This window comes from Actinomadura gamaensis (genome assembly GCF_042652125.1).
Taxonomy (GTDB): Bacteria; Actinomycetota; Actinomycetes; order Streptosporangiales; family Streptosporangiaceae; genus Spirillospora; species Spirillospora gamaensis.
Genome location: NZ_JBHSIT010000003.1, coordinates 467989 through 492882 on the forward strand (window position 1 = coordinate 467989; position 24894 = coordinate 492882).

Sequence of the window (24894 nt, forward strand, 5' to 3'; positions counted from 1 at the left end):
GTGCGCGAAGCGCCGGCCGCTGAGGGGGCGGTGCTGGTCGCGGAGCTCGGGTCGGTGGCCATGGGGTCGTGGTCAGCGGACGGTTCGGGTGCGGTCGGCACGGATCACCACCAGTTCCTCGTCGTCGTCCTCGGCGCCGATCAGGCCCTGAGTCCGAAGGGTCGCGGCGCGGGCGCGCATGACCGGGCCGAAGGGTTCGCGGCGGCGGGCGACGACGGACGCCTTGAGGCCGCTCTCCCGCAGTGTCGCGAGCGTCCGTTCCACGCCGCACAGCGCCGAATGGACCACCATCAGCATGCCGCCGGGGACCAGATGCTCGGGTGCCTTCGCGCAGATCCGATCGAGCAGGTCGCGGCCGTCCGGTCCGGCGTCCCACGCGCGTGCGCTACCCCGCGGCACGCGGGGCATGCCGGGTGCGGGCACGTAGGGCGGGTTCGCCAGGATCACATCGAACAGCTCGCCCTCCACCGCGTCCAGCAGGTCGCCGCGGCGCACCCGCACTGACTGTCCGTACAACAGAGCGTTCAGCCGGGCGGCGAGGACCGCGCGGCGCGACACGTCGACGGCGATCACCCGTCCCGCGCCGTTACGTCGCGCGGCCATGGCGACCGCGCCGGTTCCGGTGCACACGTCGAGCACGCGTGCGCCCGCTGGTACCGCTGCCCGGCGAAGGGCATCGGCGAGCAGGAACGTGTCTCCCTGGGGTCGATATACGCCCGGCGGCCTCAGCAGCATCATTTGCTTCGGAATACCCGTGCGTACAACGCCAAACATCCATCACCGCAGGTCGTCGCCTCGGCCGGCGACCCGAAGGCGGGCTTCGGGCCGTCGATGCGGAGACGCGGTACGGAGACGATGACCGGAGTGGAGCGTTCGGCAGCGCTGATCATTCCGCGCCTTCGGGAAGCGGCCATGTCGGAACGTCAGGGGGAGGGCGGCCGGGAAGGGACGGGATGTTCGGGAAACGCTCAGTCCGGGACTGACCGTTCGGGAGACGCTCAGTCCGGGCCGGGACGTTCGGGGGACGGTCAGTCCGGGACGGTGGCGACGCCTGCCAGGTAGAGGGACGGCGCGGACGGCGTTCCGTCGGAGAGTTCGGGTCGCCAGTCGTCCACGGGGACGAAACCGGGGGAGAGGGGCTTCAGGCCGTCTAAAAGCGCCATGATCGCGGCCGCGTCGCGCGGGACGAGCGGTAGCGAGCAGCCTTCGGTGTACCGGGCGGCCAGATCGGCGGCGATCGCGGCGGCCGAGGGCGCCTTCGCGACGTCGGTCGCCGCGACCGCCTCGATCGTCTGCTGAGGCCCGCGACTTCCGGAATTCCTGCGAGCCCCGGAATCCCCGCGAGTCCCGAAAATCTCTCGGTCCTCGTGACCACCAGAAGTTCCGGAAACTACGGAAGTTCCGGCAGCCCCAGAAGTTCCGGCAGCCCCAGCAGATCCGATAGCCCCAGGAGTTCCGGGAACGCCGGAAGCGGAGGGAGTGAGGCGGGCCTGAAGTGCTTCGGGAGGCGCGGTTTCCGGGCTGCCCGTTTCAGGGTTCAGGGTCACCGGCGCGCTGGTCAGGTGGGAGATGACCACGGCGCTGCCGGGCGCGAGGGCGGCGGTGAGGGTCCGGACGGCCTTCCAGGGGTCGTCGGCGTCCGTCAGGTGGTGCAGAACCGACGTCATCAGGACGGCGATCGGCTCGGCCGGGTCCAGCAGGCCGTGATCAAGGGTCTGGCTGACCAGTTCCTCCGGTTTGCGCAGATCGGCCTGGAGGGCGGCGACGTCGCCGTCGTCCACCAGGAGGGCCCGCGCGTGGACGAGGACCAGCGGATCCTGGTCGATGTACAGGACGCGGGCGCCCGGCGCGTGGCGCGACGCGATCTGATGGACGTTGTCGTTGGTCGGCAGCCCGCAGCCGATGTCGAGGAACTGCCGCAGGCCCAGCCCGGCCAGCTTTCGGACGGCGCGGCGGACGAAGGCGCGGTTGGCGTGCGCGGCGTCCACCAGGCCCGGTTCGATGCGCAGCAGTTCGAGCACCAGCTCGCGGTCGACGGCGTAGTTGTCCTTGCCGCCGAGCAGGCAGTCGTAGACCCGTGCGGGCCCCGCCAGCCCGAGCCCGCCCCCGTTGGTCATCTCGTGTCGTCCTCCCAGGTCAGGGGCAAGGCGCGCAACCCCCGCACGCTCAGCCCCGCCTTCCATTGCAGGTCCGTCCCGGGGACGGCGATCCGGACCGCCGGCAGTCGCGCGGTCAACGCCCCGAGTGCCGCGCGCAGTTCCAGCCGGGCCAGATGGGCGCCCAGGCAGTGGTGGATCCCATGCCCGAACGCCAGGTGCGGATTGTTCGAACGGTCTAGAACGATCCTTTCTGGATTATCGAACACTGATGGATCCCTGTTAGCGGCCGGGCGTCCCGCGTAGACGACGTCCCCCGCGCGCACGAGGACGCCCCCCAGTTCCACGTCGCGGACGGCCACGCGCGGCATACCGGTCTCCGTGCCGAGCGGAACGTAACGGAGCAGCTCATCGACGGCGGTCGCCAGGAGCGATGGCTCGGCAACCAGGCGATCCCATAGGGAACGCTGGGTGAGCAGCGTGTAGACGAGATTGGTGATCTGGTTCGCGGTCGTCTCGTATCCCGCGACGAGCAGGCCGACGCCCAGATTCACCAGTTCGGCCTCGCTCAGGCCGCCGTCCTCGTCGCGCGCGCGTACGAGCTCCGAGAGGAGATCGTCGGATGGCTCGATCCGCCGCTTCGCGATGAGTTCGGTGAGATAGTCGTCCAGATGGACGTGAGCGGCCGCTATCTCGCCGGACGAGAACGCCGTGGTGGAGAGGAACGCGTCCGACCAGCCCTGGAAGCGGTCGCGGTCCTGGGCGGGCACGCCCAGCAGCTCCCCGATCACGGTGATCGGCAGCGGCAGCGCCAGGTCGCGCACCAGGTCGGCGGGCGGACCGGCGTCGATCATGGCGTCCACGAGGGCGCCGGCCAAGGCGTCAACCTGCGGCGCGAGAGCCTGGACGCGCCGGTGCGTGAACGCGGGCACCGCGAGGCGGCGGACGCGGCCGTGGTCGGGCGGGTCCATGTCGATGAGGAAGGTCTCGCGGCGGTGCGCGCCGGGCGTGCGGCCGACCGCGCGGGCGCGGCTGAACACCGGGTCGGCGAGCACCCGGCGGGCCTCATCCCAGCCGGTCGCGAGCCATCCGGACGACCCGTCCGGCAACCGGACGCGCGTCACCGGGCCGGCGCGGCGCAGCTCGGCGAGCCGCGGATCCGGTTCGAGGCGGACCCGGCCGAAGGCGTGGATCGACGGTGGGGAGTCGGACTCGCGCACCGGTCACCTCCGCGGGGCCCTCCGTTGGATCATTGCCCGTGGAGTGAGCGTAGGACGCGGAGGTCAGCCGAAGGTCAGCACGGGGCCGATCACGCCGCGTCGAGCAGCCCGGGCCGTCCGGCCGCGCACCGTGACGGCGCAGGCAGGAGCGGTCGCGGCCCGCACTGTGATCCTGACTGGACTTGACCGTGGCCATATGCGGCCACCCCGGCGCGCCGTCCGCCCGGCGGCCCGCCGACCACCATGATCGCTAGTACGGAGGGAGGACCGGTGGAGATCCGGATGCTCGGACCCCTGGAGGTGACGTCCGACGACGGCGAGCGCGTCGAGCCGACGCAGCCGCTCCAGCGCGCCGCGCTCTGCGTGCTCGCGGTGCGCGCGGGCCGCCCGGTGTCCGCCCGCGCGCTCGGCGAGCTGCTGTGGGGCGACGATGCGCCCGGACGCGGCGCGGGCGCGGTCAAGACCTGCCTCAGCGGCGTCCGCCGGGCCCTGACCCGCGACCGGCTCCCGCTCGGACACGGCGGCTACCGGCTCGTTCCGCACCCCGGCGACACCCTGGACGTCGTGGTCTTCCGCGATCTCGCCGCCCGTGCCCGCGAATCCCTCGCCCGCGCCGCCGCGACCGAACGAACCGCCCCGGACCAGGCGTTCCGCAGTTGCGCGGAGGCCGCCGAACTCTTCGGACGGGCGCTGGGGCTCTGGCGCGAACCGGTGCTGGCGGACCTGCCCCGCACACCGTCCCTGGCGGGCGTCCGGACCGGGCTGCTGGGCGAGCGACGACGCGTCCGCGAGGAGGCCGCCGAGACGCTGCTCGCCCTCTCCCGCCACCGCGACCTGGTCCCCGACCTGCGCGACTGGGTCGAGGACGACCCGCTCAACGAGACCCTGGCGGCGGCGCTCCTCCTGGCGCTGCACCGCTCCGGCCGCAAAGCCGAAGCCCTGCGCAGCTACGAACGGACCCGCGCCGCGATCATGACCGCGACCGGCACCCACCCCGGCCGATCCCTCCGCGACCTCGCCGACCGCATCCGCCGCGACGAGCCCCTCACCGCCCCTGGCCTGCTTCCGCTGCCGGGCCCTCACGGCGCGCTCAACGGAACCGCCATGCAGGCCGCAACGCACACGCCGCCGCTGCCCAGTCCTATCGAGCTGAGCGGAGCCTCCTTGCGAGGCCCGTCCGCTGAGGCGGGCGCGGTGAACGCGAGTGTCCCTTACGAGACGACCGGGCGGGTTCGTCCGCAGGGAACGCACGACCCGAACGGCGGAACGGTCTCACATATTGGGACGGATTCTCGTGTTGCGATCGGCAAGGCGGGCCTTTCGGGCTTTACGGGCGCCGCTAGCGAGACCGAAACGATTGGCGAGGTTGGAGCGTCCAGCGTGCAGGGCTCAGGCAGTGTGCGGGGCTCAGGCAGTGGGGTTGGCGCTTATGCCGCCACCGGAGAGGCCGCCGCGCACCATGGGATCAACTCGGACGTCGCTCAAGCTGAGGCAGACGTCCCTGACCTGGCCGCCTCGTCGGGCGAACGCGGCAGAACCAACTCGCGGGACGCTAGCCCGCGCGACGTGGTTGGCCTGGCTCGTCCGAACGGCATCGGAAGCGAAACGGCCCCGAACGGCACTACTCCGCCCCGTGCGGGCAGCGGCGCAGACCCGCAGCGCGCGAGTGATGTTCGTCCGCAGGGCGTGGGCATCGGCGCAGATCTTGAGGGCGCGGGTGATGTCAGTTCGGCTGGGGAGGTCTTCGCTGATCCGCAAGAAGCGCTTGCCGGGGACGGTACGGGCGGTGAGGTGATCCGGAGCGACGCTGGTCTGCGGGGCACGGACACCGGGGCAGGTCCGCGTGGCCCGCGTGGCGGGGCGGGCGTGCGTGGTCCGCGTGGCGCGCGTGGTGCTGGCTCAGGCGGCGAAAGCGGCTCTACTGGTGAGCGAGGCCCGGGCGTTGGGTGGGATGGTGGTAGGGCTGGGATCCATGGCGCCGATGGTGTGATCGGCGCCGGCGGGACGGAACGTTCCTGGACGGTTCGGGAGCTGCCGCCGCTTCGTCAGCTTCCGGCCGATCTGCGCGACTTCACCGGACGCGAGGCCGAGGTCGGCGAGATCGAGGAGTTGCTTCGGACGACCACGTCCGTCCCGCCGATCGTGCACGTCACGGGGCCGCCCGGTGTCGGAAAGACGGCGCTGGCGCTGCATGCGGCGCACCGGGTCGAGGACGCCTTCCCGGACGGGCAGATCCACATCCAGCTCGCCGGGGCGTCGATGGTGCCGCGGGAGGTCGCGGCGGTGCTGGGGGAGGTGCTGCGGGCGCTCGGCGTCCGGCCCGGCGACATGCCCGACGGACTGGACGAGCGGGCCGCGGCCTACCGGTCGCGGCTGGCCGGGCGGCGGGTCCTGATCTTCGCCGACGACGCGGCGAACGCGGCGCAGGTGCGTCCGCTCCTGCCGGGAGAGCCGGGCAGCGCGCTGCTGGTCACCAGCCGGTCCCGGCATCTCGGGCTGGACGGGGCGCACGCCGTGGACGTGCGGCCGATGTCTCCCGCCGAAGGTGTCGCGTTGCTCGCCGAGATCGTCGGGACGGAGCGGGTCGCGGCCGAACGTCCGGCGGCGGACACGATCGTGGCGGCCTGCGACGGGTTCCCGCTCGCGCTCCGGATCGCCGGGGCGCGGCTCGCGGCCCGTCCGTCGTGGCCGTTGTCGCATCTGGCGAGCTTGCTCGAAGGTCCGGGACGCCTGGACCAGATGGTCGCGGGCGACACGGCTGTTCGAGCGCACATCGAGGCGGGATACGCGGCCCTGGACGAGCGCGCACAGCACGCGTTCCGGATCCTGGCGCTCGCCGGGCCGCACTCGTTCGCGCCGTGGGTGGCGGACGTCCTGCTCGACACGGCCGACGCGGGCGACGTTCTGTCCGAACTGGTCGATCGGTGCCTGCTCACGGCCTGCGGCGTGGACCGGCTCGGACAGCCCCGGTACCGGATGCACGATCTGATGCGCGAGTTCGCTTCTGAGCGTTTGCACGACGATCCGGACACCGAACCGGCGCTTGAGCGATTGATCGTGGCGTGGCTCGAACTCGTGGACGCCGCCGACGACCGTGCGCCGCGCGATCCGTACTTCCCGGCCCCGGCGCGTTTCCGGCGGCGCGCGATCGTCGACGCGGACCTGATCGGACGGCTCGTCGCGCCGGATCCGGCCGCGTGGATCGAGAGCGAGATGCCGAACCTGCGGATGATCGTGGAGGTCGCCTGCGTCGCGAACCGGCACCGTCTCGCGACGGGGATCGTCATGCGCCTGGCCGCGCACGCGCATCTGCACCGCCAGCACTTCGAGGTCGAATACTTGTGGCGGGTCGTCGCGCGGGCCGCATCGGAGGCGGGAGACGCCGGGACCGCCGCGTACGCCCGCTTCCGAGGCGCGGCCGTCGTCGCGGGCGACCAGGGACGCCCCGCCGACGCCGTTCCGATGGTCGACGAAGCGGTCGAGGAGTTCGAACGATCGGAAAACCATCGCGATCTCTCAAGAGTGCTCGGTTTGCGCGCGTTCTGCCGGCAGGCACTCGATCGTCCGGAAGACGCGCTCCGCGACGCCGAACGCGGCCTCGCGCTGGCCCAACAGACGGGTGAACGCCACGCCGAACTGAGCTGCCTCCGGGTCGTCGGCCTGTCCCTCAGCAAGCTTGGCGATCACGAACGAGCGGTCGAGGCGTTGGAACGAGCACTGGCGATCGGGCGCGAGCTCGGTGAACCCGCCTTCCAGGGCATCGCCCTTTTCAGCCTCGTCCGCGTCTACCACCTGGCCGGCCTGTATGACCGCATCCCCGCACTGTGCGAAGAGGGCCTGGCGCTGACGAGAAGCATCAACCACGTGCTCGGCGCCGCCTACTTCCACGAACAATGGGGCTACGCGCATCAGGGCCTCGGCCAGCACGACGAAGCGGTGACCAGACTCCGCCTGGCCATCGACCTGTTCGCCTCCCAGCGAGCGACCATCCCCGAGACCATCTGCCGCGAACGCCTGGCCGAAAGCCTCCAAGCCGTAAACGCCGAAAACCGCATGATGTGACCGCCCGCACTCCATGACGCGAAGTGACCTGGTGTGTCCAAGAGGCGTCGACTGTGTGGTCGGGCTCTTGGGGTGGGCACTTGTTCCGCCGCAACTCCGTCACGCGCAACACCCGCAGATCTGCGACGTGCCACGTCCGCAGGTCCGGGGAGTGCCACGGCTGCGGGTCTGCGGCGTGCCGCACCTGCAGGGCCGCGGATGGCCGGAAGTGTTCAGGCGGTGGCTCGAACGCTCAGAGTGTTCGAAAAGGCGTCAGGTGCTCGGATGTGCGCGAAGAGCTTCTGTTGGTCAGATGAGTGTCGGGGTGGTCAGAAGAGTGTCGGGGGTTCGGCGGGGATCGGCTCGGGGAGCGGCTCGACCTCTGGGACGAGCGCGCGGACCTCGTCGTGGAATCGGCGGGCCAGGACGGGTGCTTCGGCGTTGTCGGGCGTGTGGATGAAGATGGTCGGCGAACGGCCCTCGCGCAGCCAGGCCGCCGTGACGTCCACCCAGTGCTTCCAGCCCTCGACTGTGCGGTCCACGTCGTCCCGGCCCAGGTAGCGGACGATCGGACGGTCCGTCAGTGCTCGCGACCGGCGCGGGACGCGCGGCTTCCTCGTCCAGGCATCGCGTTCGGCGTCGCTGGTCGGCGGGCTGGCGAACATCGTGACCGTGTCGAACGGCACCCATTCCGCGTTCACCCCGGTGAGAACACGTTCGAGCATTCGCTCAGACCGCTCGTCCTCGAAGAACGCCCGGTGCCGTACCTCGACGGCGAGCCGGTGCGACTGGGGTAGCCGCCGCAGGAACGTTGCCAGCGTGCCCAGATCGTTCGGACCGAACGAAGCAGGAAGCTGAACCCACAACGCGTGGGCACGAGGGCCGAGCGGTTCCATCGCCGTGAGGAAGGCTCGCAGTTCTTCCTCGCCGCCGATCAGGCGATGTTCGTGTGTGACCGTTTTCGGCAGCTTGGCCATGAACCGGAAGTCAGGCGATGTCTGCTCGGCCCAGGAGGCCACGGTCTCGACGGAAGGCGTCGCGTAGAACGTCGTGTTCCCTTCCACGGCGTTGCACCACGACGCGTACGCGCGCAACCGCTCGTTCGGCGGCAGCGGGTGCGGGATCAACCGTCCTCTCCAGGGCGCGAGAGTCCACATCGCACATCCCACGTGAAGCCGCATGAGCAAGACCGTATCCGAGTACCGGGACACGCCGAACCGTCATGGACGTTCCCGCATGACATCGCTTCCACGACGCCCATTCGTTCGGTCGCGACGCAATTGACCTGGTGTCCAAGAGGTGTCGGCGGTGTGATCGGGCTCTTGGGGTGGGCACTTGTTCGGCTGGGGCTGGTTGGTGCGCGTTCGGTGCGGGTGGACGGGCTTAACGGGCGCTGGCCGAGGCGGCGGAGCGGCATGCGGCGGGGCGGCGGAGGCGGGAGAAGGGCGGGACGGATGGCCATGAATGGTCAGGGGGGCGGTGCGGGTGGGGCGGGGCGCGGTATAGATCGTTCGGGGACGGCGGCGGAGAGGAGTCGGGGTGGTTCGGGCGGTCGGGGTGTGGCTGGGTGTCGCGGGGACGGTGGGTTGCGTCGTGCTCGGAGGAGCGGGCGCGGCCGGCGCGGCCGGGTGTTCTGCGAGTGGGCATTGCTATGCGATCGACAGTGCTTCGCCGCGGCCGCGGTTGACGGCGGCCAGTGCCGATCTCAAAGTGGACTGTCTGAGTGTGGCCAATACCGCTGCGCAGTTCGCCAATTATGAGATGTGGGTGAAAACGAACACGCCCAGAGTCTCGTTCGACACCTGGGTCGAGATCGGAATGACGTCGGGGACGCTGCAAGGCGGTTATCGAGGATTGCTCTGGTACTGGGCGGACAAGCGACCCGACAACAGTTACTACGAGCACTACCTCGGCAGGGCGCGCCCCGGCAGGGCCGCGAACGTCAATGTCATGTACGCGGGCGGGGCCAAGTGGAACGTCTACCTGGGGCGGTCGTATGCGGGGACGTCCAGTGGCAATGGTGTGAACGGGCTCAGCGTGGACACCGGGGCGGAGGTCACCACCACGCGGACGACGGTCAACGGCTCGTCCAGCAACTATCAGTACAGGAATGGCGGCTGGCACGCTGTCGCACCGAATGTGTACCGGTCGGCGAATTCCAAGGGCTTGTGGTCCACGTATGCCAAGCGCGGCTACTTCTGGACCAATACAGGGTGCCGGCGTTTGGGTGCCGCAGCGGAGAAACCGGCGCCGACCGCGCCCGTTCCGAACGGGCGGAGCGCCGCGGCTCAGGCCCTCGGACAGATCGGACGGACAGCGGCGGCCAACGCGGGGGAGCGGATTCCGTCCGGGCTGTCCTACGTGCGGACGACCCGGCAGCGGGCCGCGGCGGCCACCGGCAGCCGGGTCAACTCCGACGAGTCGGTCTATGTCGTCCAGATGCGGGGGAACTTCACCGCGCCGCGGCATCCGGTGCCGGGCAAGAGCGGGCGGCCGGTCACCGGGCACGCGCTGACCCTCGTGATCGATGCGGCGACGGGACAGGTCACCGATTGGGGGCTGACGTCTGAGATGTCCGGCTCCTTCGGTCCGCGGACGCCGATCGCGTAGGAGGCGAAGGGCTGATTTGTCCCGGATCTTGACGGTGCGCAAAGCCGGGGTTCAGATGGGCGGTATGAAGATCCGTATCGGCGTCGGCCCCGTGCCCGAACGCCTCGGCGACCCCGTGCCGGACGACCTGGTGACCGAGCTGGAGGCGCGGGGGATCGACTCGTTCTGGCTCTCGGACCTGGTCTCCTCCCCGGAGGCCGTCGATCCCCTGATCGGCATGGCCTACGCCGCCGGACGCACCGAACGGCTCAAGCTCGGCACCGGCGTCCTCGTGCTGCCCGGACGCAATCCCGCCGTCGTCGCGGCGCAGCTCGCGAGCCTCGCCGCGCTCGCGCCGGGCCGCGTGCTGCCCGTGTTCGGGGTCCGCGCGGCGCGGCCCGCCGACCGTCCGGTCTACGCCGTCGCGCGCGGCAGCCGGGCGCGGGTCTTCGAGGAGGGGCTGCGCGTGGTGCGGGCGCTGCTCACCGAGCCGGTCGTCACCCACCGGGGCGAGTTCTTCGAGCTGGACGCGGCGTCCGTCGCGCCCCTGCCGTCCAAGCCGCTGGACCTGTGGCTCAGCGGACGGGCCCCTGTCGGCATGGATCGCGTCGGACGGCTCGGCGACGGATGGCTCGGCAGCTTCGTCACCCCCGTCGAAGCCGGGACGTGCCGGGCGCAGATCCTCGCCGCCGCCGCTCGCGCCGGACGCTCCATCGAGGACGATCATTACGGCACCTACCTGACGGTCGTCACTGAGGACGCCGACCAGCGCGCCGTGGACGCCCTGCTCAGCCGCCTGCGCGAGGACCGTCCCGAAGTCGGCGACCCGAGGGCGCTCCTGTGCTGGGGCTGGGCCGACGCGCGCGCCCAGCTCCGCAGGTTCGTGGACGTCGGCCTGTCGAAGTTCGTCGTCCGCCCGGCGGGCACCGTCGCCTCACGCAGAGCCTTCCTCGACGCCTTCCAGGCAGAGTTGCTACCTCTTCAGAACTGACCACGCATCCGCCCCAGTCCCACCGCCGCCCGCCTCTAGCCGCCCTCGCCCCCAATCCATATCCGGTTCGCCTGTGCGTCCGCGGTGCGTCCGTGCGTCCGGCGGTGCGTCCGGCGGTGCGTCCGTGCGTCCGGCGGTGCGTCCGTGCGTCCGGCGGTGCGTCCGTGCGTTCCCGTCCGCATGTTCGTCCTCGTCTGCCTAGGCGTTCGCTGTTCGCTCGTGCGTTTCCGTTCGCTTGTGCGCCCCTCGTTCGTTTGCGCGTCTTCTGTTCGTTCGTGCGTCCCTGCCCAGCCCGGATGTGGGGTGCTCGAGCGAGCTGCCCAGTAGGTTCGCGCCTTGGTTCGTCCTCGAGATCGATCAGCTCGGAAGCGCTCGGCGACTTCAGCGGTGCTGCTCGTCGTGCAGCGTGCTGTCGCGGACGCGCGTCTCGTCGGTCTCGATCGTGGCGTTCCTTCGGGCCGGCGGGTCGTGCCGCCCCGTGCATGATCTGTAGCGCTCAGTTTCATGCGGATGGAGCTGAAGGCCTGTCGCGCCGCCGAGTGTTGGGAGAGGCGAACTAATTAGGCAGCCTGAGCTGTTCAGGTTGAGCTTGACAGGCTGGCCTGTTCATATACGCTGAGGGTCATGGAGACGTCCGCTGAGCAGGCTCAGGAAGAGGTGGGGGAGACGGCCGTCCGCGCCGCCCGCGAGGTGCGGGTGGTGTTCAGCCGGTTGCGGCGCAGGCTGCGCGAGATCGGCGGCGACCATGTGCTCACACCGTCCCAGACGTCCGTGCTGAGCAGGCTCAGCCGGGGCGAGGCGATGACGGCGAGCGAACTCGCCGCCGCCGAGGGGGTGCGGCCGCAGTCGATGGCCGCGACCCTCGCCGCGCTGGAGGGCCACGGCGTGGTCCGGCGTGACGCCGATCCCCACGACGGACGCCGCCAGCTCGTCTCGCTCACCGACCGCGGGCACGCCTTCATCGCGGGCAGCAGACAGGCCCGCGAGGAGTGGATGGCACGCGCGCTCCAGCAGGACTTCACCGAAGCCGAACGGCGCACGCTCCTGGAAGCCCTCGCTCTCCTGGACCGCCTAGCCCAGTCCTGACCCATCTGTTCTTCGCACCGGAAACGCTCCCGCATCACATGCACTCCGCGCGGTGCAGGGGCGCGGTGGCGGTGCAGGGGCGCGGTCGTCGTGCATGCGCACGGTGGTGGTGCATGCGCACGGTGGTGGTGCGCGGATGCGGTGGTGGTGCACGGATGCGGTGGTGGTGCGCGGATGCGGCGGTTGCAGCCGTACTTGGTGGTCGCGCACTGGGGCGGGGCAGGTGTGGTGGTTGCCTCTGCACGGGCTGTCGTGGTCTTGCTCGGCAGGTGTGTCGGTGTGGTGCGGTTGCGCTCTTGTGCGGCAGGAGGTGCAGCGTCGCGTGGGCGGGTGCGTCTTTGTGGGCCTTGCACTGTCGAGTGGGAGGTGCGCCGTCATGTGGGGGTTGCATCACCACGCGGTGGGTTGGCTCGCGCGACGGCTGGGGCCCTTTCTTGTTCGGCGGGCAGGAAGTGTGAGTCCGCTTTGATCGGCGCGGTAGGTCGCGCCTTGGTAAATGAGCCTTGGTAATTAAGGAGTGCACGTATGGCTGTCACCACGCTGGACGAGCGCACTGCGCTGGTTCTCATCGACCTTCAGCAGGGCATCGTCAACACGCCGACCGTGCCGTTCAGCGGAGCGGATGTCGTCGCTCGTTCCGCTGAGCTGGCGGCGGCGTTCCGGGCGCACGGCCTGCCGGTCGTACTCGTCAACGTCAGCTTCGCCCCGGACGGCTCGGACGCGCCGACCGGCCGCACCGAAGCCGGATCGCGCGGCGGGACGACGCCGCCCGAGGGCTGGGACCGCATCGTCGACGAACTGGACCCGCAGCCGTCCGACGTTCGGGTCACAAAGCGCAACTGGGGCGCTTTCCATGGCACGGACCTCGACATCCAGCTCCGTCGCCGGGGAGTCACGCAGATCGTGCTCGGCGGCGTCGCCACCAGCATCGGCGTCGAGTCCACCGCCCGCGCCGCGTACGAGCACGGCTACCACGTCACGCTCGCGACCGACGCGATGGCCGACCGCACCGTCGAGTCCCACGAGCACAGCATCGCGAGGATCTTTCCGCGGCTCGGTGAGACCGGCAGCACCGCCGAGATCCTCGCCCTCCTCGCCAAGACCCGCTGACGGACGCCAAGACGCCGTACCGGATGCTCGACCGGACGCACGGTTGGAGGCCCGACCGGATACATCGCCGGACGCACGGCCCTGGGCCCGCGGCAGGGAGCACGTCCGGACGCACGATCGGTGGCACGGCCGGACGTGCGGTCGGACGTCCGGCCGAGCACGCGGCAGGGAAGCATGGTCGGGCGTCCGGAGCGATGTGCGTCGGCACGCGGACGCGCACGGGGCCGGGCGCACCGCCGGAGGAACGGCCGGGCATGTAAAGAAACGTGTGGCCGGACGTGTGGCCGGACGTGTGGCCGGACGTGCGGTCGGACGTCCGGCCGAGCGCACGGCGCGGGAGCATGGCCGGGCATGTGAAGGGACGTGCGGCCGGGCGCGCGGAGAGGGGCGGGGGGCGAGCACGCTTTCAGGGAAGCGTGGTCGGGCGCGGAGGGATGCGCGGTAGGGGGCGCGGACGCGCGAGGGGCCGGAAGCACCGCCGGAGGCGCGGCCGGGCATGCGGAGGGATGGGCGATGGGATGTGTGGCTGGCGCGCGGAGGGACGTGTGGTCGGATGCGTGGCCGGGCGGGCGGGTTAGGCGGGGTGGGTGGGGAGCCAGAGGGGGAGGCCGGGGGTTTGCCAGGCGCGGCCTTCGGGGGTTACGGCGAACGCTTCGATGTCGGGCAGGTCGGTGATCCAGTCGCGGGCGTCCTCGCCCATTGCGAAAGCGGCGGTGGCGAGGGCGTCGACGCGGGTGAGGTGGCGGCCGACGACGGTCAGTGACACCAGGTCCGTCGCGGGGCGGCCCGTGCGCGGGTCGATGATGTGGCCGCCGCGCTCGGCCGTGCCGGACGTCGCGACCGCCACGTCCGTGCCGGTGACGACGGCCGTGAGGTCGCCGGGGTGGTGCGGGTGCGCCAGCCCGATCCGCCAGGGCCGTCCCGGGGCCGCCGAACCGCGCGCCTGGACGTCCCCGCCCGCGTTCACGCAGTGGTCGGACGCTCCCGCCGCGAACAGCAGGTCCGAGGCGGCCTCGGCGGCCCACCCCTTGACCATCCCGGACGGGTCGAGCCGTCCGCCGGGCGTCCAGGTGAAGCGGCCGTCGCTCTCCTCGGCGATCTCCGCGCACAGCGCCAGGACTTCGTGGACCTCGGGTGCGCAGCGGTCGAGCGTCAGCGTCCCGGCGGCGAGGCGGCTGATCTCGCTCTCCGGACGGTAGGTCGAGAACACCGCGTCCACGCGCCGCAGCCAGTCCTCCGCCTCGTCGAGCGCGCGCCGGATCTGCGGCGTCATCGGTGTCCGGACGTCGAACGAGAACACCGTCCCCATCACGCGGACGACTCGGACTTCGCGCGGTGGCCTCGCTCCTTCCTCAGGCATGGGCCTTGTCCAGCGCGCTCTGCAGCGAGTTGATGTAGCCCTCGCTGGTGTAGGTCGCCCCCGAAACGGTGTCGATCTGCGCGTTCCCGGCCGCGAGCGCCTCCCGGGTCAGGCGCGGCACGGCCATGCTCGCCAGCTCGCGGTCGCGCCCGTTCTCGTTCGGGACCTGGAGCACCTTGACGGCCTTGATCTTGCCGCTCTTCAGCGTCACCTGCACCTGGACCGGCCCGTACCGGGTGTCGACGGCGTCGCCGGTGAAGGTGCCGCTCGTGCTCGGCTTCGCCGCCTTCTTCGTCGAGCCGGAAGAGCCGGACGATCCAGGTGATCCGGAAGATTCGGACTCGCTCGATGACGGCGGTGCGGTCGCGGACTCGCCGCTTCCCGTCCGTCCGCCGGTCGTCCCGGACGCCGCCGCCAAGCCGCTGTGGTGCGGTTTCAGCGCCAGCAGCAGGCTCACCCCGGCGATCGTCGCGCTGGTGGCGATGACGGCTCGGCGCATCATGCGCGCTCCTCCCAGAACCCCTGCCGGGTTCGACTTCCCGATCGGATGAGTGACCTTCGACTTGGCCGCTCGCTACTCGGTCTGCTTGCTGCTCGGTCCGCTCGCTGCTCGGTTCGTGCAGTACTCGGCTGCTCGCTGCTCGCTGCTCGGTTCGCGTGGTACTCAGCTCTCGCTACTCGGTTCGCGCGGTCTTGGCTGCTCGGCTGTTCGGGACTTCGCAGGGTCGCGGCTCAGCGTTCTCCGGGCAGGCGGCCCGCGCGGGTCAGAACTCGAACGACTCGTGGTGGACGCGCCGGGCCGGGACGCCCGCCTCGCGCAGCGCCCGGTGCGCCGCGTCCGCCATGCCGGGCGGGCCGCACAGGTACACGTCCCGCTCGGCGACGTCCGGCACGACCGCGCGCAGGGCCTCGCCGGTGAGCGGCATCGAGTACTCGGACGGGTCGTCCACGAAGCAGAGCACCCGGCGGTCGGCGCGGGCCGCGATGGCCTCCAGCTCGCCGCGCAGGGCGAGGTCCTTCGGCGTCCGGGCGAGGTAGATGAGGGTGATGTCGCCCGCCATCGTCTCGAACAGCGTCCGCAGCGGTGTGATCCCGACTCCGCCCGCGAGCAGCAGGACGCGCCGCTGCGACCGCCTGGCCTCGGTGAGCGCGCCGTACGGGCCCTCGGCCCAGACCCGGGTGCCGGGCCGCAGCCGGGCCAGGCCGCGGCTGTGGTCGCCGGCCGCCTTGACGGTGATCCGCAGCATCCCGTCCCGGGCGGGGGCCGACAGCGAGTACGGGTTCGCCGCCCACCACATGCCCGGCATGAGGAACCGCCAGCGGAAGAACTGGCCCGGCTCCGCGCGCAGGCCGTCCAGCCGGTGCCCGGTGACGTACACCGACACCACGCCGGGCGTCTCGAAGCGGACGTCGGCCACCCGCATCCGGTGCCGCAGGTTGCGCGCCACCGGCAGGACGAACCGGTACCAGGCCAGCACCAGCGAGACGCCGACGAACAGCGCGTACCAGAACGCCTCGGCCAGCGGCTGACCCACGAACTGGGCCCCGTTCGCGACCTGGTGGAAGAACACCAGGAAGATCGACAGGTAGGTGCCCAGGTGGATCAGGTGCCAGACCTCGTACCGGAGCCTGCGCCGCGCCGCCCGCATCGACGCGATCCCGACGGCGAACAGCAGCAGCGTGCCGAGCGTGGCCTTGAGCATCTCCGGATAGTGGAAGACCAGCGTGCCGGTCTGGTGGACCACGTCCGTCCGGGACGTGAGGGCGTACCCCCAGATCACCAGCAGGACGTGCGCCAGCGCCAGGCACACCGTGTAGCGTCCGCCCGCCGCGTGCCACCGCGCGAGCCGGTCGGTCCCGACGCCCCCCTCCAGCGCCGGGACCCGTGCCATCAGCGCGAGCATGACCGCGCACCCGTAGGCCGCGAGCAGCCCGGTGATCCGGGCCGCGTCGGTCAGCCACCCCGCCGTCCCCACCACCGAGGACGTCCCGTGCCACCACAGGGCGAGCACGGCGAGCCCGCCGGCGTAGATCAGCCCGAGCACCACTTCGGCCCGCGCCCCGCCGCGCCCCGCACCGCCGCGTTGCACCCGACCGCGCGGCGCACCGCCGCGCCGAGCACCGGTCCGTCGCGGCCCGGCATGGCCGTGCCGCGCGTCCGGCACGACACCTCCGGAACGTACCGCCGTCATCGAGACCCCCCCTTTCGATCGGCGTCCCGTCACATAACCACCCCAACTTCTGAGGACGCTCTGACCACTCCTCCCGCCCGGTGTTCTGAGGAGATTCAGAGGGAACGCAGAGGAACGGGGGCGAGACTGGGGGGACCATGGATGATGTTCGAGGGCTGAGGCACGCCGACGGGTCGGCCGTCCGGGTGCTGGTGGTGGACGACGAGCCCGACCTCACCGACGTGCTCGGGCGCGTGCTGGCCCAGGAGGGCTGGGAGGTCCGGACGGCGGCGGACGGGGCCGGGGCGATCGCCGCCGCGCGCGAGTTCCGGCCGGACGCCGTGGTCCTGGACATCATGCTCCCCGACATCGACGGGCTGAGCGTCCTGCGGGAGCTGCGGGCGGCGGCGCCGGAGGTGTGCGTGCTGTTCCTCACCGCGCGGGACGCCGTGGAGGACCGGGTGGCCGGGATCACGGCCGGCGGGGACGACTACGTGACCAAGCCGTTCAGCCTGGAGGAGGTGCTCGCGCGGCTGCGCGGGCTGCTGCGCCGGGCCGGGCTCACCCGCCGGGCCGCCTCGTCGGCGCTGCTCACGGTCGGCGGGCTCAGCATGGACGAGGACGCCCGGGAGGTCACGCGGGACGGCGACCCGGTCGAGCTGACCCCGACCGAGTTCGAGCTGCTGCGGTTCCTGATGCGCAACCCGCGCCGCGTGCTGAGCAAGGAGCAGATCCTCGACCGGGTGTGGAGCTACGACTTCGGCGGCCGGGCGCACGTCGTCGAGCTGTACGTGAGCTACCTGCGCAAGAAGATCGACGCGGGCCGCACGCCGATGATCCACACCGTGCGCGGCGTCGGGTACGTGCTGAAACCGGAGGCCCGGTGACGTCCGCGATCCGCCGGCTCCTCCCGCGGACGCTGCGGGCCCGGCTCACGCTCGGGCTGGTCGCGCTGCTCGCGTTCTGCTGCCTCGCGGTCGGGATCGCGACGGTCACCGCCCTGCACGGCTTCCTGGTCGGACGGGTCGACCAGCAGATCTCCGCCCTCGGCCCGCACCTGGCCGTCGGGCTGGAGCACGAGCGCGAACCGGACGCCGACAACCGGAATCCGGACACCCGCGGCGTCCCGCCCAAGGCGTTCGCCGCCCGGCTCCTGGACGGCCGGCTGACCGGGGCGGGCATCGTCCGGGACCGGACGCTCGTGGGCATCCCGGTCACCGAGGACGACGCGCGCGCCCTTTCCCGGCTGCCCGCCGACCGGCGGCCGCACACCGTCCGGCTGTCGGCGCTGCGCGCCTACCGGGTCGCGGCCTACCCCGGCGACGACGGGGACGTGCTGGTGACCGGGCTGCCGCTGCGGTCGGTGGAGGAGACGACGCGGCGGCTGGAGATGGTCGAGGCGGCCGTGTTCGGCGCGGTGCTCGTCCTCGCGGCGGTCGCCGCCGCCGGCTGGGTGCGGCTGACGCTGCGCCCGCTGCGGCGGGTCGCGGCGACGGCCTCGCGGGTCGCCGAGCTGCCGCTCGCGAGCGGCGAGGTGGCGCTGCCCGAGCGCGTCCCGGACGCCGATCCCCGCACCGAGGTCGGACGCGTCGGCGCGGCGTTCAACCGGATGCTCGGGCACGTCGCGGACGCCCTCGCCCGCCGGCACGCCAGCGAGGAGCGGCTGCGCAGCTTCGCCGCCGACGCGAGCCACGAGCTGCGCACCCCGGTCGCGACGATCCGCGGGCACGCCGAGCTGGCGCTGCGGCGGCCGGACGGGGTACCGGACGACGTCCGGCACGCGCTCGGCCGCATCCAGGCCGAGTCGGTGCGGATGGGCGACCTGGTGGAGGACCTGCTGCTCCTCGCCCGGCTCGACACGGGCCGTCCGCTCGCCGACGAGCCGGTGGACCTGACCCGCATGGTGCTGGACGCGGTCGCCGACGCCCGCGCGGCGGGCCCGGACCAGCGCTGGACGATGGAGCTGCCCGAGGAGCCGGTGACCGTCCGCGGCGACGAGCACCGGCTGCACCAGATGCTGGCGAACCTGCTCGCCAACGCGCGCACGCACACCCCGCCGGGGACGCGCGTGACCGTGCGGATCGAGCCGTCCGGGGACGGCGCCGTCCTGGAGGTCGAGGACGACGGGCCGGGTGTCCCGGCGGAGCTGCGCGCCGAGGTGTTCGACCGGTTCGTCCGGGGGGACCGGGGGCGGTCCCGCGCGTCCGGCGGCACGGGCCTCGGCCTGGCGATCGTCGCCGGCGTCGCCGCCGCGCACGGCGGACGCGCCGGCCTCGACTCCGCCCCGGGCCGGACGACCTTCCGCGTCACCCTCCCCGCCGGCCCGCCCCCGGACCGTCCCGTCCACCCGGAGGGCGTTCCCCGAGATCAGCCTTCGCCTTCGGGTCCGGCTTAGCCTTCGGGCCCGCCTTCGCCTTCGGTCTCGGCGCCTCTTTCGCTCCCTTCGTCGCCACCGACTTCCGATTCGCCTTCGCACCGGCCTTCCGAGACACCCCCGCCTCGGCCCGCACCGCCTCGGATCGTGCCGTCTCGGGCCGCGCCGCCTTGCGCCGCGCCGCCTCGGACGGTGTCGTCTCGGGCCGCGCCATCTCAGAGCGTGCCGTCTCGTGCCGCGCCGTCTCGGATCGCGCTGGTTTGGACAGCGCTGGTTTGGACAGCGCTGGTTTGGACCGCGCTGCCTTGGACCGTGCCGACGCGGATCGTGCCGAGGGGGATTGCTTCGGGGCGGGGTGCGCTCCGGCGTTCGGATCGCGGGCTGTCGCGAGGGCGGCCAGGTCGGCGAAGCCGCGCCGGACGGCGTCCGCCAGCGTGCCGAGGTCGGTCATGGCGTCGAAGTCGCCGGTCAGGCCGACGTGCAGCGCGCCGTCGTAGGACAGGACGCCGACCGAGACGCGCAGGCCCGCGGCGATCGGGACGTACGGGTAGATCGCGATCGCGCGGCGGCCCATCATGTACAGCGGGATCGGCGGGCCGGGGACGTTGGTGACGATCGTCTGGAGCACCGGCTGGCGCAGCCGCAGCAGCGTGTGCGCCATGGTCGCGAGGACGCCCGGCGCGAGGCCGAGGGCGGTGAGGAGCGCGGCGGGGCCGGTCTCCTGGTGGTCGTGCTTCAGCTCGTCCATCTGCTCGCGGACGAGCACGAGCCGCCGCAGCGGGTCCGGCTCCCCGCAGGGGAGGTTCACCATCACCGCCGAGACGCGGTTGTCCAGTTCGCCGGACACGTCCGGCGGGCGCGTCGAGACGGGGACCATGGTGTGCACGACCGCGCCGTCCGGGAGCGCGTCGCGGGAGAGCAGCAGGTCGCGGAACCCGGCCGCGACCGCCGTGAGCACCACGTCGTTCAGCGTCCCGCCGAAGGCGCCGCGCACCCGCCGCACGTCGTCGATGTCCACACGGGTCCAGGCCCAGCGGCGGTGCCAGGTGGTCGGACCGTTCAGCGACGGCGTGGACGACCGCGTCCAGCGGACGGCGTAGCGCGGCAGGCCGCGGACGGTCCGCAGGGCGCCGAGCGCGACCCGCGCCGTCTCCCGGACGGGCGGCCGGACCGCTCGCCGGGCCGTGTCGTCCAGCCGCTCCAGGACGCTCCGTCCCAGCAGCGACAGGGTGGACGCGGGCCGCGCGGGCGGCCAGGACCGGTCCTCGGCCGGACGCCAGTCGGGGGACGCGTCGAGCAGCAGCATGAGCAGGTCGGTCCCGGCGACGCCGTCCACGACGCAGTGGTGGACCTTGGAGACCAGCGCCCAGCGGCCGCCCGCCAGGCCCTCCACGATCCACTGCTCCCAGGGCGCGCGGTCGAGGTCGATGGGCCCGGCGAGCACCCGCGACACCAGCTCGCGGAACTCGGCGTCCCCGCCGGGCGGCGGCAGCGCGGTGTGCCGGACGTGGTAGTCGAGCCGGAACCGCGGGTCGTCGTCCCACACCGGCCGGGCCAGGTTGAGCGGGACGGTCCGGACCCGCTGCCGGTAGCGGGGCTCGCGGGCCAGCCGCGCCCGGATCTCGCGCAACACCTCCGGATAGGGCGGCGGCGGTCCCTCGAAGACCAGCACCGCCGCGATCTGCAGCGGGGTCGTGTCGTTCTCGGCGAAGAACATGCCGGTGTCGAGCGCGTTCATCCGGCGGAGCGTCCCTCGCCGCGTCCCTCGCCGCGTCCCTCGCCGCGTCCCTCGCTGCGTCTCTCGCTGAGTCGCTTGCTGGGTCCCTCGCTCGGTCCCTGCCATGGCGTTCATCGGGTGGCTCACTCCCTGGGCGCGGGCCGGGTCGCCGTCGCCCGGACGTCTTCGGTCGAGTCCACTCCCGTCCGGCCCGGCCGTCCACCGGCGTACGGCCCGGTATGCGGGGGCCTTGGTCCCTGCGCGCGGAGCCCGGACCGGTCAAGGCTGGAGAGGGGCGCGGTGAAGCGAGGTGAGGACGGGATGACGGCCTGGATGACGACCGAGGGCGGTGGGGACCCGCGGCGCACGCCCTACGGGGTGCGGTTCGAGAGCGTCGGACGGTGCCTCCCGGCGACGCGGCTCGGCACCGGGGAGCTGATGGGCACGCTGCGGCACCGGCACGCCCGCATCGACCTGGAGCGGCTGACCGGGATCCGGGAGCGCCGGGTCGCGGGCGCCGAGCACACCTCGCTGAGCCTCGCGGTGTCCGCGGCCGAGGACGCGCTCAGCCGCTCCCGGCACCGGCCGGAGGCGGTGGAGGCGCTGCTGAGCTGCGGCATCACCAAGTACCGCGAGGGGCTCACGCAGTGGCTGGAGCCGCCGCAGGCGCTCGCGGTGGCGCGGCGGATCGGCGCGTCCGGGGCGCTGGCCTTCGACCTGTCCAACGCGTGCGCCGGGATGCTGACCGGCGTGTTCGTCGTCGCGGACCGGATCATGCGCGGGGAGATCTCGTGCGGGATGGTCGTCGGCGGTGAGGACATCTCACCGCTCGCGGTGAACGCGGCCCGGCACGTCCGGTCGGTGTTCAGCAGGGAGCTGGCGTCGCTCACGCTCGGCGACGCGGGCGCGGCGATCGTGCTGGAGCGCGCGCCGAAGGACGCGCCGGGGATCGAGTTCGCGGCGTTCACCACGATCGCCCGGCACAGCCGCATGTGCCTGGCCTACCCGAGCCGGCACGCGCCGGGCGCGCGGATGTTCACCGACGCGCGCGGCATCCACCGGGTCGCGGTCGCCGACACGCCCGCGCTGCTGCGCGAGGCGCTGGACGCGGTCGGGATCGAGATCGGCGAGATCGACCACGTCATCCCGCACCAGACGTCCGCGCGGGCGATCCGCAAGGGCATGGCCGAGGCGACCCGGGAGCTCGGCGGGGCCCCGCGCAATCCCGCCGTGGTCACCGTGGACCGCTACGGCAACACCGCCTCCACGACGCACACGGTGGCGCTCGTGGAGGAGATCCGGGCGGGCCGGATCCGGCCGGGGGACCGGGTGGCGCTGGTCGCCCTCGCCTCCGGGCTGGAGATCGGCATCGTCCTGTTCACCGTCGACGAGAGGCTGGTCGAGGGCCATGGCGACCACGATTGAGGGCGTCGCCGCCGTGCGCGGGCGCCTGCCCCGCCGCGGGTCCGCGCGGCGGCTCGCCGAGCGGGCGGCGCGGGACGCGCTCGGCGCGGCCGGGATCGGCGCGGACGGCGTGGACCTGCTGCTCAACGCCGGTCTGTACCGGGACCGCAACCTGGGCGAGCCCGCGCTGGCGGCCCTGATCCAGGAGGGCGTGGGCGCGCACCCGGAGGATCCGCGGCCGGGCGCGCACGGCACGTTCTCCTTCGACGTCGCGAACGGCTCCTGCGGCGTGCTGACCTCGCTCCAGATCGCGGACGGCTTCCTGCGGTCCGGGACTATCCGGCGCGCGCTGGTGGTCGCGTCCGACGCCGACCCGGGGCACGGCCTCGCGCCGGGCTTCCCCTTCCCGCCCTGGGGAGCGGCGGCCGTGGTCGCGGGCCGCGACGGTCCGGGCGGGCTGGCGGGGTTCGCCTGGGAGGCCGAGCCCGACGAGGAGCTGTTCCACGCCACGGTCGGGCTCGACGACGACCGCGACCGCTTCCGCGGCGGGAACGGCCGCAGCCGCCTGCGGGCCGAGCGCGGCCGTGACGGGCTGGAGGGCGGGAGCGGCCGTGCCGGGTTGGGGGCCGAGCGCGGCCGTGACCGGCCGGAAGGTGAGCGCGGCCGTGACGGGCTGGGGGCCGAGCGCGGCCGGGACGGGCTGGAAAGCGAGCGCGGCCGTGACGGGCTGGAGGGCGAGCGCGGCTTTAACCGGGTGAGGGGCGGGCGCGGTCGTGACCGGGTGAGGGGCGGGCGCGGCCTTGACGGGCTGGGGATCGGGCGCGGCGGGCGCGGGCGCGGGAGTAACCGGTTGCGGATCGAGCGGCGGCCGGAGTTCGGGGAGCGCGCGGCGGCGCTGGCGGCCAAGGCGGCGGCGCGGCTGCTGGACCGCGCCGGTCTCCGCCCGGACGATCTGGACCTGGTCATCCCGGGCCTGCTCGAACCGGGGTTCCTCGACGCGCTGCCGGGACTGCTGGCCGTCCCGGCAGGGGTCGTGGTCCGGCCGCCGGGCGGCGCACGCGCGCACACCGCCGGGCTGCTGGTCTGCCTGGACGCGGCGCGGGACCGTCCGCCCGCTCAGCGGACGCTGCTGCTCTCGGCCGGGGCCGGGCTGGTCGCCGGGGCCGCGCTGCTGGAAGGAGCCCCCGGGGCGCGGTGACGCCGGACGACGCCGTAGGCGGTCAGGGCGCCGACCGCGCCGAGGCAGAGCCACGCGAACGTGTCGCCGATGACGTCGTAGACGGTCGTGCCGCCGCGCGTCGGGACGTAGGCGACCGTGGTCTCCTCGCCGGCGGCGAAGGTGTCGGTGCTCGCGAGCACCCGTCCCTGGCGGTCGAACGCGCTGGTCACGCCGGCGCCGTCCTGGCGGAACAGCGCGTAGCCGCCCTCGATCGCGCGCAGGGACGCCTTGCGGGTGTGCGCGTCGCCGTACTCGCGCCAGTCGTGCGACGGGACGAGGACGATGTCGGCGCGGATCCGCATCATCGCGGGGAAGTCGGCGTCGTAGCAGATGACGTTGGCGAGCCGTCCGTACGGCGTGGACACGACCGGGACGCGGCCGTCACCCGGCTTGAACGGCTCGGAGCCGGGGATCGGGTGCGCCTTCTGGTAGGTCCACAGGACGGTCCCGGTCGGGTCGATGAGCAGCGCCTCGTCCTTGCCGTAGGACGGCCCGGTCGTGCTGTACACGCTCACGCCGATCTCCAGGTAGACGCCGTCGCGGCGGGCCTCGGCGCGGGCCGCGTCGATCGTCGCGCGCTCGTCGGCCTCGCGGGTGGCCACGGCGCTCTCCGGCCAGACGACGATCTTCGCCCCGGCGGCGGCCTCGCGGCGGGTGCTCGCGAGCAGGTCGTCCTCGACCGCGCGCATCGCGGGCCGGACGGCCCCGGCGGGCGCGGCGGCGATGTCGCGCCGTCCGCCCGGGATGCGGCTCAGCGCCGCGCGCTGGGCTTCGCGGACCTCCGCGCGCGGGCCGACCCCGGCGATCCGCACGGTGTGCTGGGCGGACGAGAAGAACGCCAGCCGCACGCCGCCGACCGCGACGACCGCCAGCAGGACACCCGCGAACACCGCGCTCGGACGCGCCGCACGCCGCGTCCGGTCGGCCCAGGCGTGGTTCGCCGTGCTCGCGAACCACGCGATCAGGAACCCGATGCCGTACGAGCCGGTGACGGCGGCGACCTGGAGCAGCGGCAGCTCGCCGTACTGGGTGACGGCGAGGACGCCGAACGCCGTGCCGAACGGCGTGACCAGCGTCAGCACGAACTCGGACGCGGCGACGCCTGCCGGGAAGACGAGGAGTGCCGCCCAGACGGGCAGGCGCCGCGACAGCCAGCGGTCCAGGACATAGGGGACGGTGCGCAGCGCGCCGATCGCGACCGCGCCGATCATCACGACCGGACCGCCTCCGATCTTCGACTCCCACGTCCAGAACAGGGCGGCCGCGACGTTCGCCGCCCAGATCCCGGCGACGGCCGACCAGGCGCGTCCGGTCCGGGAGAAGCGGAGGAGCAGGACGGGGAAGACCCAGGCGGCCGCGGCGACGTCCCAGCGACCGCCGACCGCGAGCAGCAGCAGCGCGGTTCCGGCGAGGAAAATTGCGGTTCTCTTCATGACCATCGACGCTAGGTAGGCGCCCCCTCACCGCGCGTCCTCCGAGATGACGAACTCCGCGAAGGCCCGCGCAACCTTCGATG

Annotated in this window: 18 protein-coding genes; 9 read left to right on the top strand and 9 right to left on the bottom strand. The window is 72.8% G+C overall.

From position 1 onward, the window contains the following. Positions 1 to 72: 72 nt before the first annotated feature. The 3 genes from ACFPCY_RS12460 to ACFPCY_RS12470 all read right to left on the bottom strand — a co-directional run bounded on the left by ACFPCY_RS12460 (position 73) and on the right by ACFPCY_RS12470 (position 3316). A complete protein-coding gene (locus ACFPCY_RS12460) occupies positions 73 to 774 on the bottom strand; it encodes a HemK2/MTQ2 family protein methyltransferase (protein WP_378254481.1) in 702 nt (233 codons plus the stop codon). Positions 775 to 1028: 254 nt separating this feature from the next. Beyond that, the gene (locus tag ACFPCY_RS12465; RefSeq protein ID WP_378254483.1) at positions 1029 to 2117 is read right to left on the bottom strand and encodes an SAM-dependent methyltransferase; all 1089 of its coding nucleotides are present in this window, start codon (positions 2115 to 2117) and stop codon (positions 1029 to 1031) included. Beyond that, entirely contained in the window at positions 2114 to 3316 is a 1203-nt protein-coding gene (locus ACFPCY_RS12470) for a cytochrome P450 (protein WP_378254485.1), read from the bottom strand. Before ACFPCY_RS12470 ends, ACFPCY_RS12465 begins: the two co-directional genes overlap by 4 nt. Before the next feature lie 282 nt (positions 3317 to 3598). On the opposite strand from ACFPCY_RS12470, the gene ACFPCY_RS12475 reads away from it, so the two are divergent. Beyond that, positions 3599 to 7378 (top strand): AfsR/SARP family transcriptional regulator, encoded by a 3780-nt coding sequence (locus ACFPCY_RS12475; RefSeq protein WP_378254486.1) that lies wholly within the window; start codon positions 3599 to 3601, stop codon positions 7376 to 7378. A 308-nt stretch (positions 7379 to 7686) separates the two neighbouring features. Here the strand turns inward: ACFPCY_RS12475 and ACFPCY_RS12480 are convergent, their stop codons facing one another. After that, positions 7687 to 8484 (bottom strand): DUF72 domain-containing protein, encoded by a 798-nt coding sequence (locus tag ACFPCY_RS12480; RefSeq protein WP_378254488.1) that lies wholly within the window; start codon positions 8482 to 8484, stop codon positions 7687 to 7689. 412 nt (positions 8485 to 8896) lie between these two features. Between ACFPCY_RS12480 and ACFPCY_RS12485 the strand changes: the two genes are divergently transcribed. The 4 genes from ACFPCY_RS12485 (at position 8897) to ACFPCY_RS12500 (ending at position 13133) form a co-directional block, all read left to right on the top strand. Then, positions 8897 to 9967 (top strand): hypothetical protein, encoded by a 1071-nt coding sequence (locus tag ACFPCY_RS12485; RefSeq protein WP_378254490.1) that lies wholly within the window; start codon positions 8897 to 8899, stop codon positions 9965 to 9967. 64 nt (positions 9968 to 10031) lie between these two features. Beyond that, positions 10032 to 10937, top strand: coding sequence for a TIGR03854 family LLM class F420-dependent oxidoreductase (locus tag ACFPCY_RS12490; protein WP_378254492.1), 906 nt, complete (start codon positions 10032 to 10034; stop codon positions 10935 to 10937). A 624-nt stretch (positions 10938 to 11561) separates the two neighbouring features. Next, positions 11562 to 12023: a MarR family winged helix-turn-helix transcriptional regulator gene (locus ACFPCY_RS12495; protein WP_378254494.1), complete on the top strand. Its 462-nt coding sequence runs from the start codon at positions 11562 to 11564 to the stop codon at positions 12021 to 12023. Between the two features lie 525 nt (positions 12024 to 12548). Further along, entirely contained in the window at positions 12549 to 13133 is a 585-nt protein-coding gene (locus ACFPCY_RS12500; protein WP_378254496.1) for a hydrolase, read from the top strand. A gap of 574 nt (positions 13134 to 13707) precedes the next feature. Here the strand turns inward: ACFPCY_RS12500 and ACFPCY_RS12505 are convergent. From ACFPCY_RS12505 to ACFPCY_RS12515, 3 genes are all read right to left on the bottom strand, one after another. Then, complete coding sequence (locus ACFPCY_RS12505; RefSeq protein WP_378254498.1) at positions 13708 to 14493, bottom strand: FAD:protein FMN transferase; 786 nt, start codon at positions 14491 to 14493, stop codon at positions 13708 to 13710. Then, positions 14486 to 14995 (bottom strand): FMN-binding protein, encoded by a 510-nt coding sequence (locus ACFPCY_RS12510; protein WP_378254500.1) that lies wholly within the window; start codon positions 14993 to 14995, stop codon positions 14486 to 14488. The genes ACFPCY_RS12505 and ACFPCY_RS12510 overlap by 8 nt, the downstream gene beginning before the upstream one ends. A 262-nt stretch (positions 14996 to 15257) precedes the next feature. Beyond that, positions 15258 to 16685, bottom strand: coding sequence for a ferredoxin reductase family protein (locus tag ACFPCY_RS12515; RefSeq protein ID WP_378254502.1), 1428 nt, complete (start codon positions 16683 to 16685; stop codon positions 15258 to 15260). Between the two features lie 137 nt (positions 16686 to 16822). On the opposite strand from ACFPCY_RS12515, the gene ACFPCY_RS12520 reads away from it, so the two are divergent. Then, positions 16823 to 17551: a response regulator transcription factor gene (locus ACFPCY_RS12520; protein ID WP_378254504.1), complete on the top strand. Its 729-nt coding sequence runs from the start codon at positions 16823 to 16825 to the stop codon at positions 17549 to 17551. Further along, a complete protein-coding gene (locus ACFPCY_RS12525) occupies positions 17548 to 19059 on the top strand; it encodes a sensor histidine kinase (RefSeq protein WP_378254505.1) in 1512 nt (503 codons plus the stop codon). Before ACFPCY_RS12520 ends, ACFPCY_RS12525 begins: the two co-directional genes overlap by 4 nt. Here ACFPCY_RS12525 and ACFPCY_RS12530 read toward each other — a convergent pair. Further along, complete coding sequence (locus ACFPCY_RS12530) at positions 18971 to 20776, bottom strand: wax ester/triacylglycerol synthase family O-acyltransferase (protein WP_378254507.1); 1806 nt, start codon at positions 20774 to 20776, stop codon at positions 18971 to 18973. The genes ACFPCY_RS12525 and ACFPCY_RS12530 overlap by 89 nt on opposite strands. Before the next feature lie 300 nt (positions 20777 to 21076). On the opposite strand from ACFPCY_RS12530, the gene ACFPCY_RS12535 reads away from it, so the two are divergent. After that, entirely contained in the window at positions 21077 to 22180 is a 1104-nt protein-coding gene (locus tag ACFPCY_RS12535; RefSeq protein WP_378254509.1) for a 3-oxoacyl-ACP synthase III family protein, read from the top strand. After that, a complete protein-coding gene (locus ACFPCY_RS12540) occupies positions 22164 to 23357 on the top strand; it encodes a hypothetical protein (protein WP_378254511.1) in 1194 nt (397 codons plus the stop codon). The genes ACFPCY_RS12535 and ACFPCY_RS12540 overlap by 17 nt, the downstream gene beginning before the upstream one ends. Here ACFPCY_RS12540 and ACFPCY_RS12545 read toward each other — a convergent pair. Then, complete coding sequence (locus ACFPCY_RS12545; RefSeq protein WP_378254513.1) at positions 23276 to 24811, bottom strand: nitrilase-related carbon-nitrogen hydrolase; 1536 nt, start codon at positions 24809 to 24811, stop codon at positions 23276 to 23278. The genes ACFPCY_RS12540 and ACFPCY_RS12545 overlap by 82 nt on opposite strands. Between the last annotated feature and the right edge of the window lie 83 nt (positions 24812 to 24894).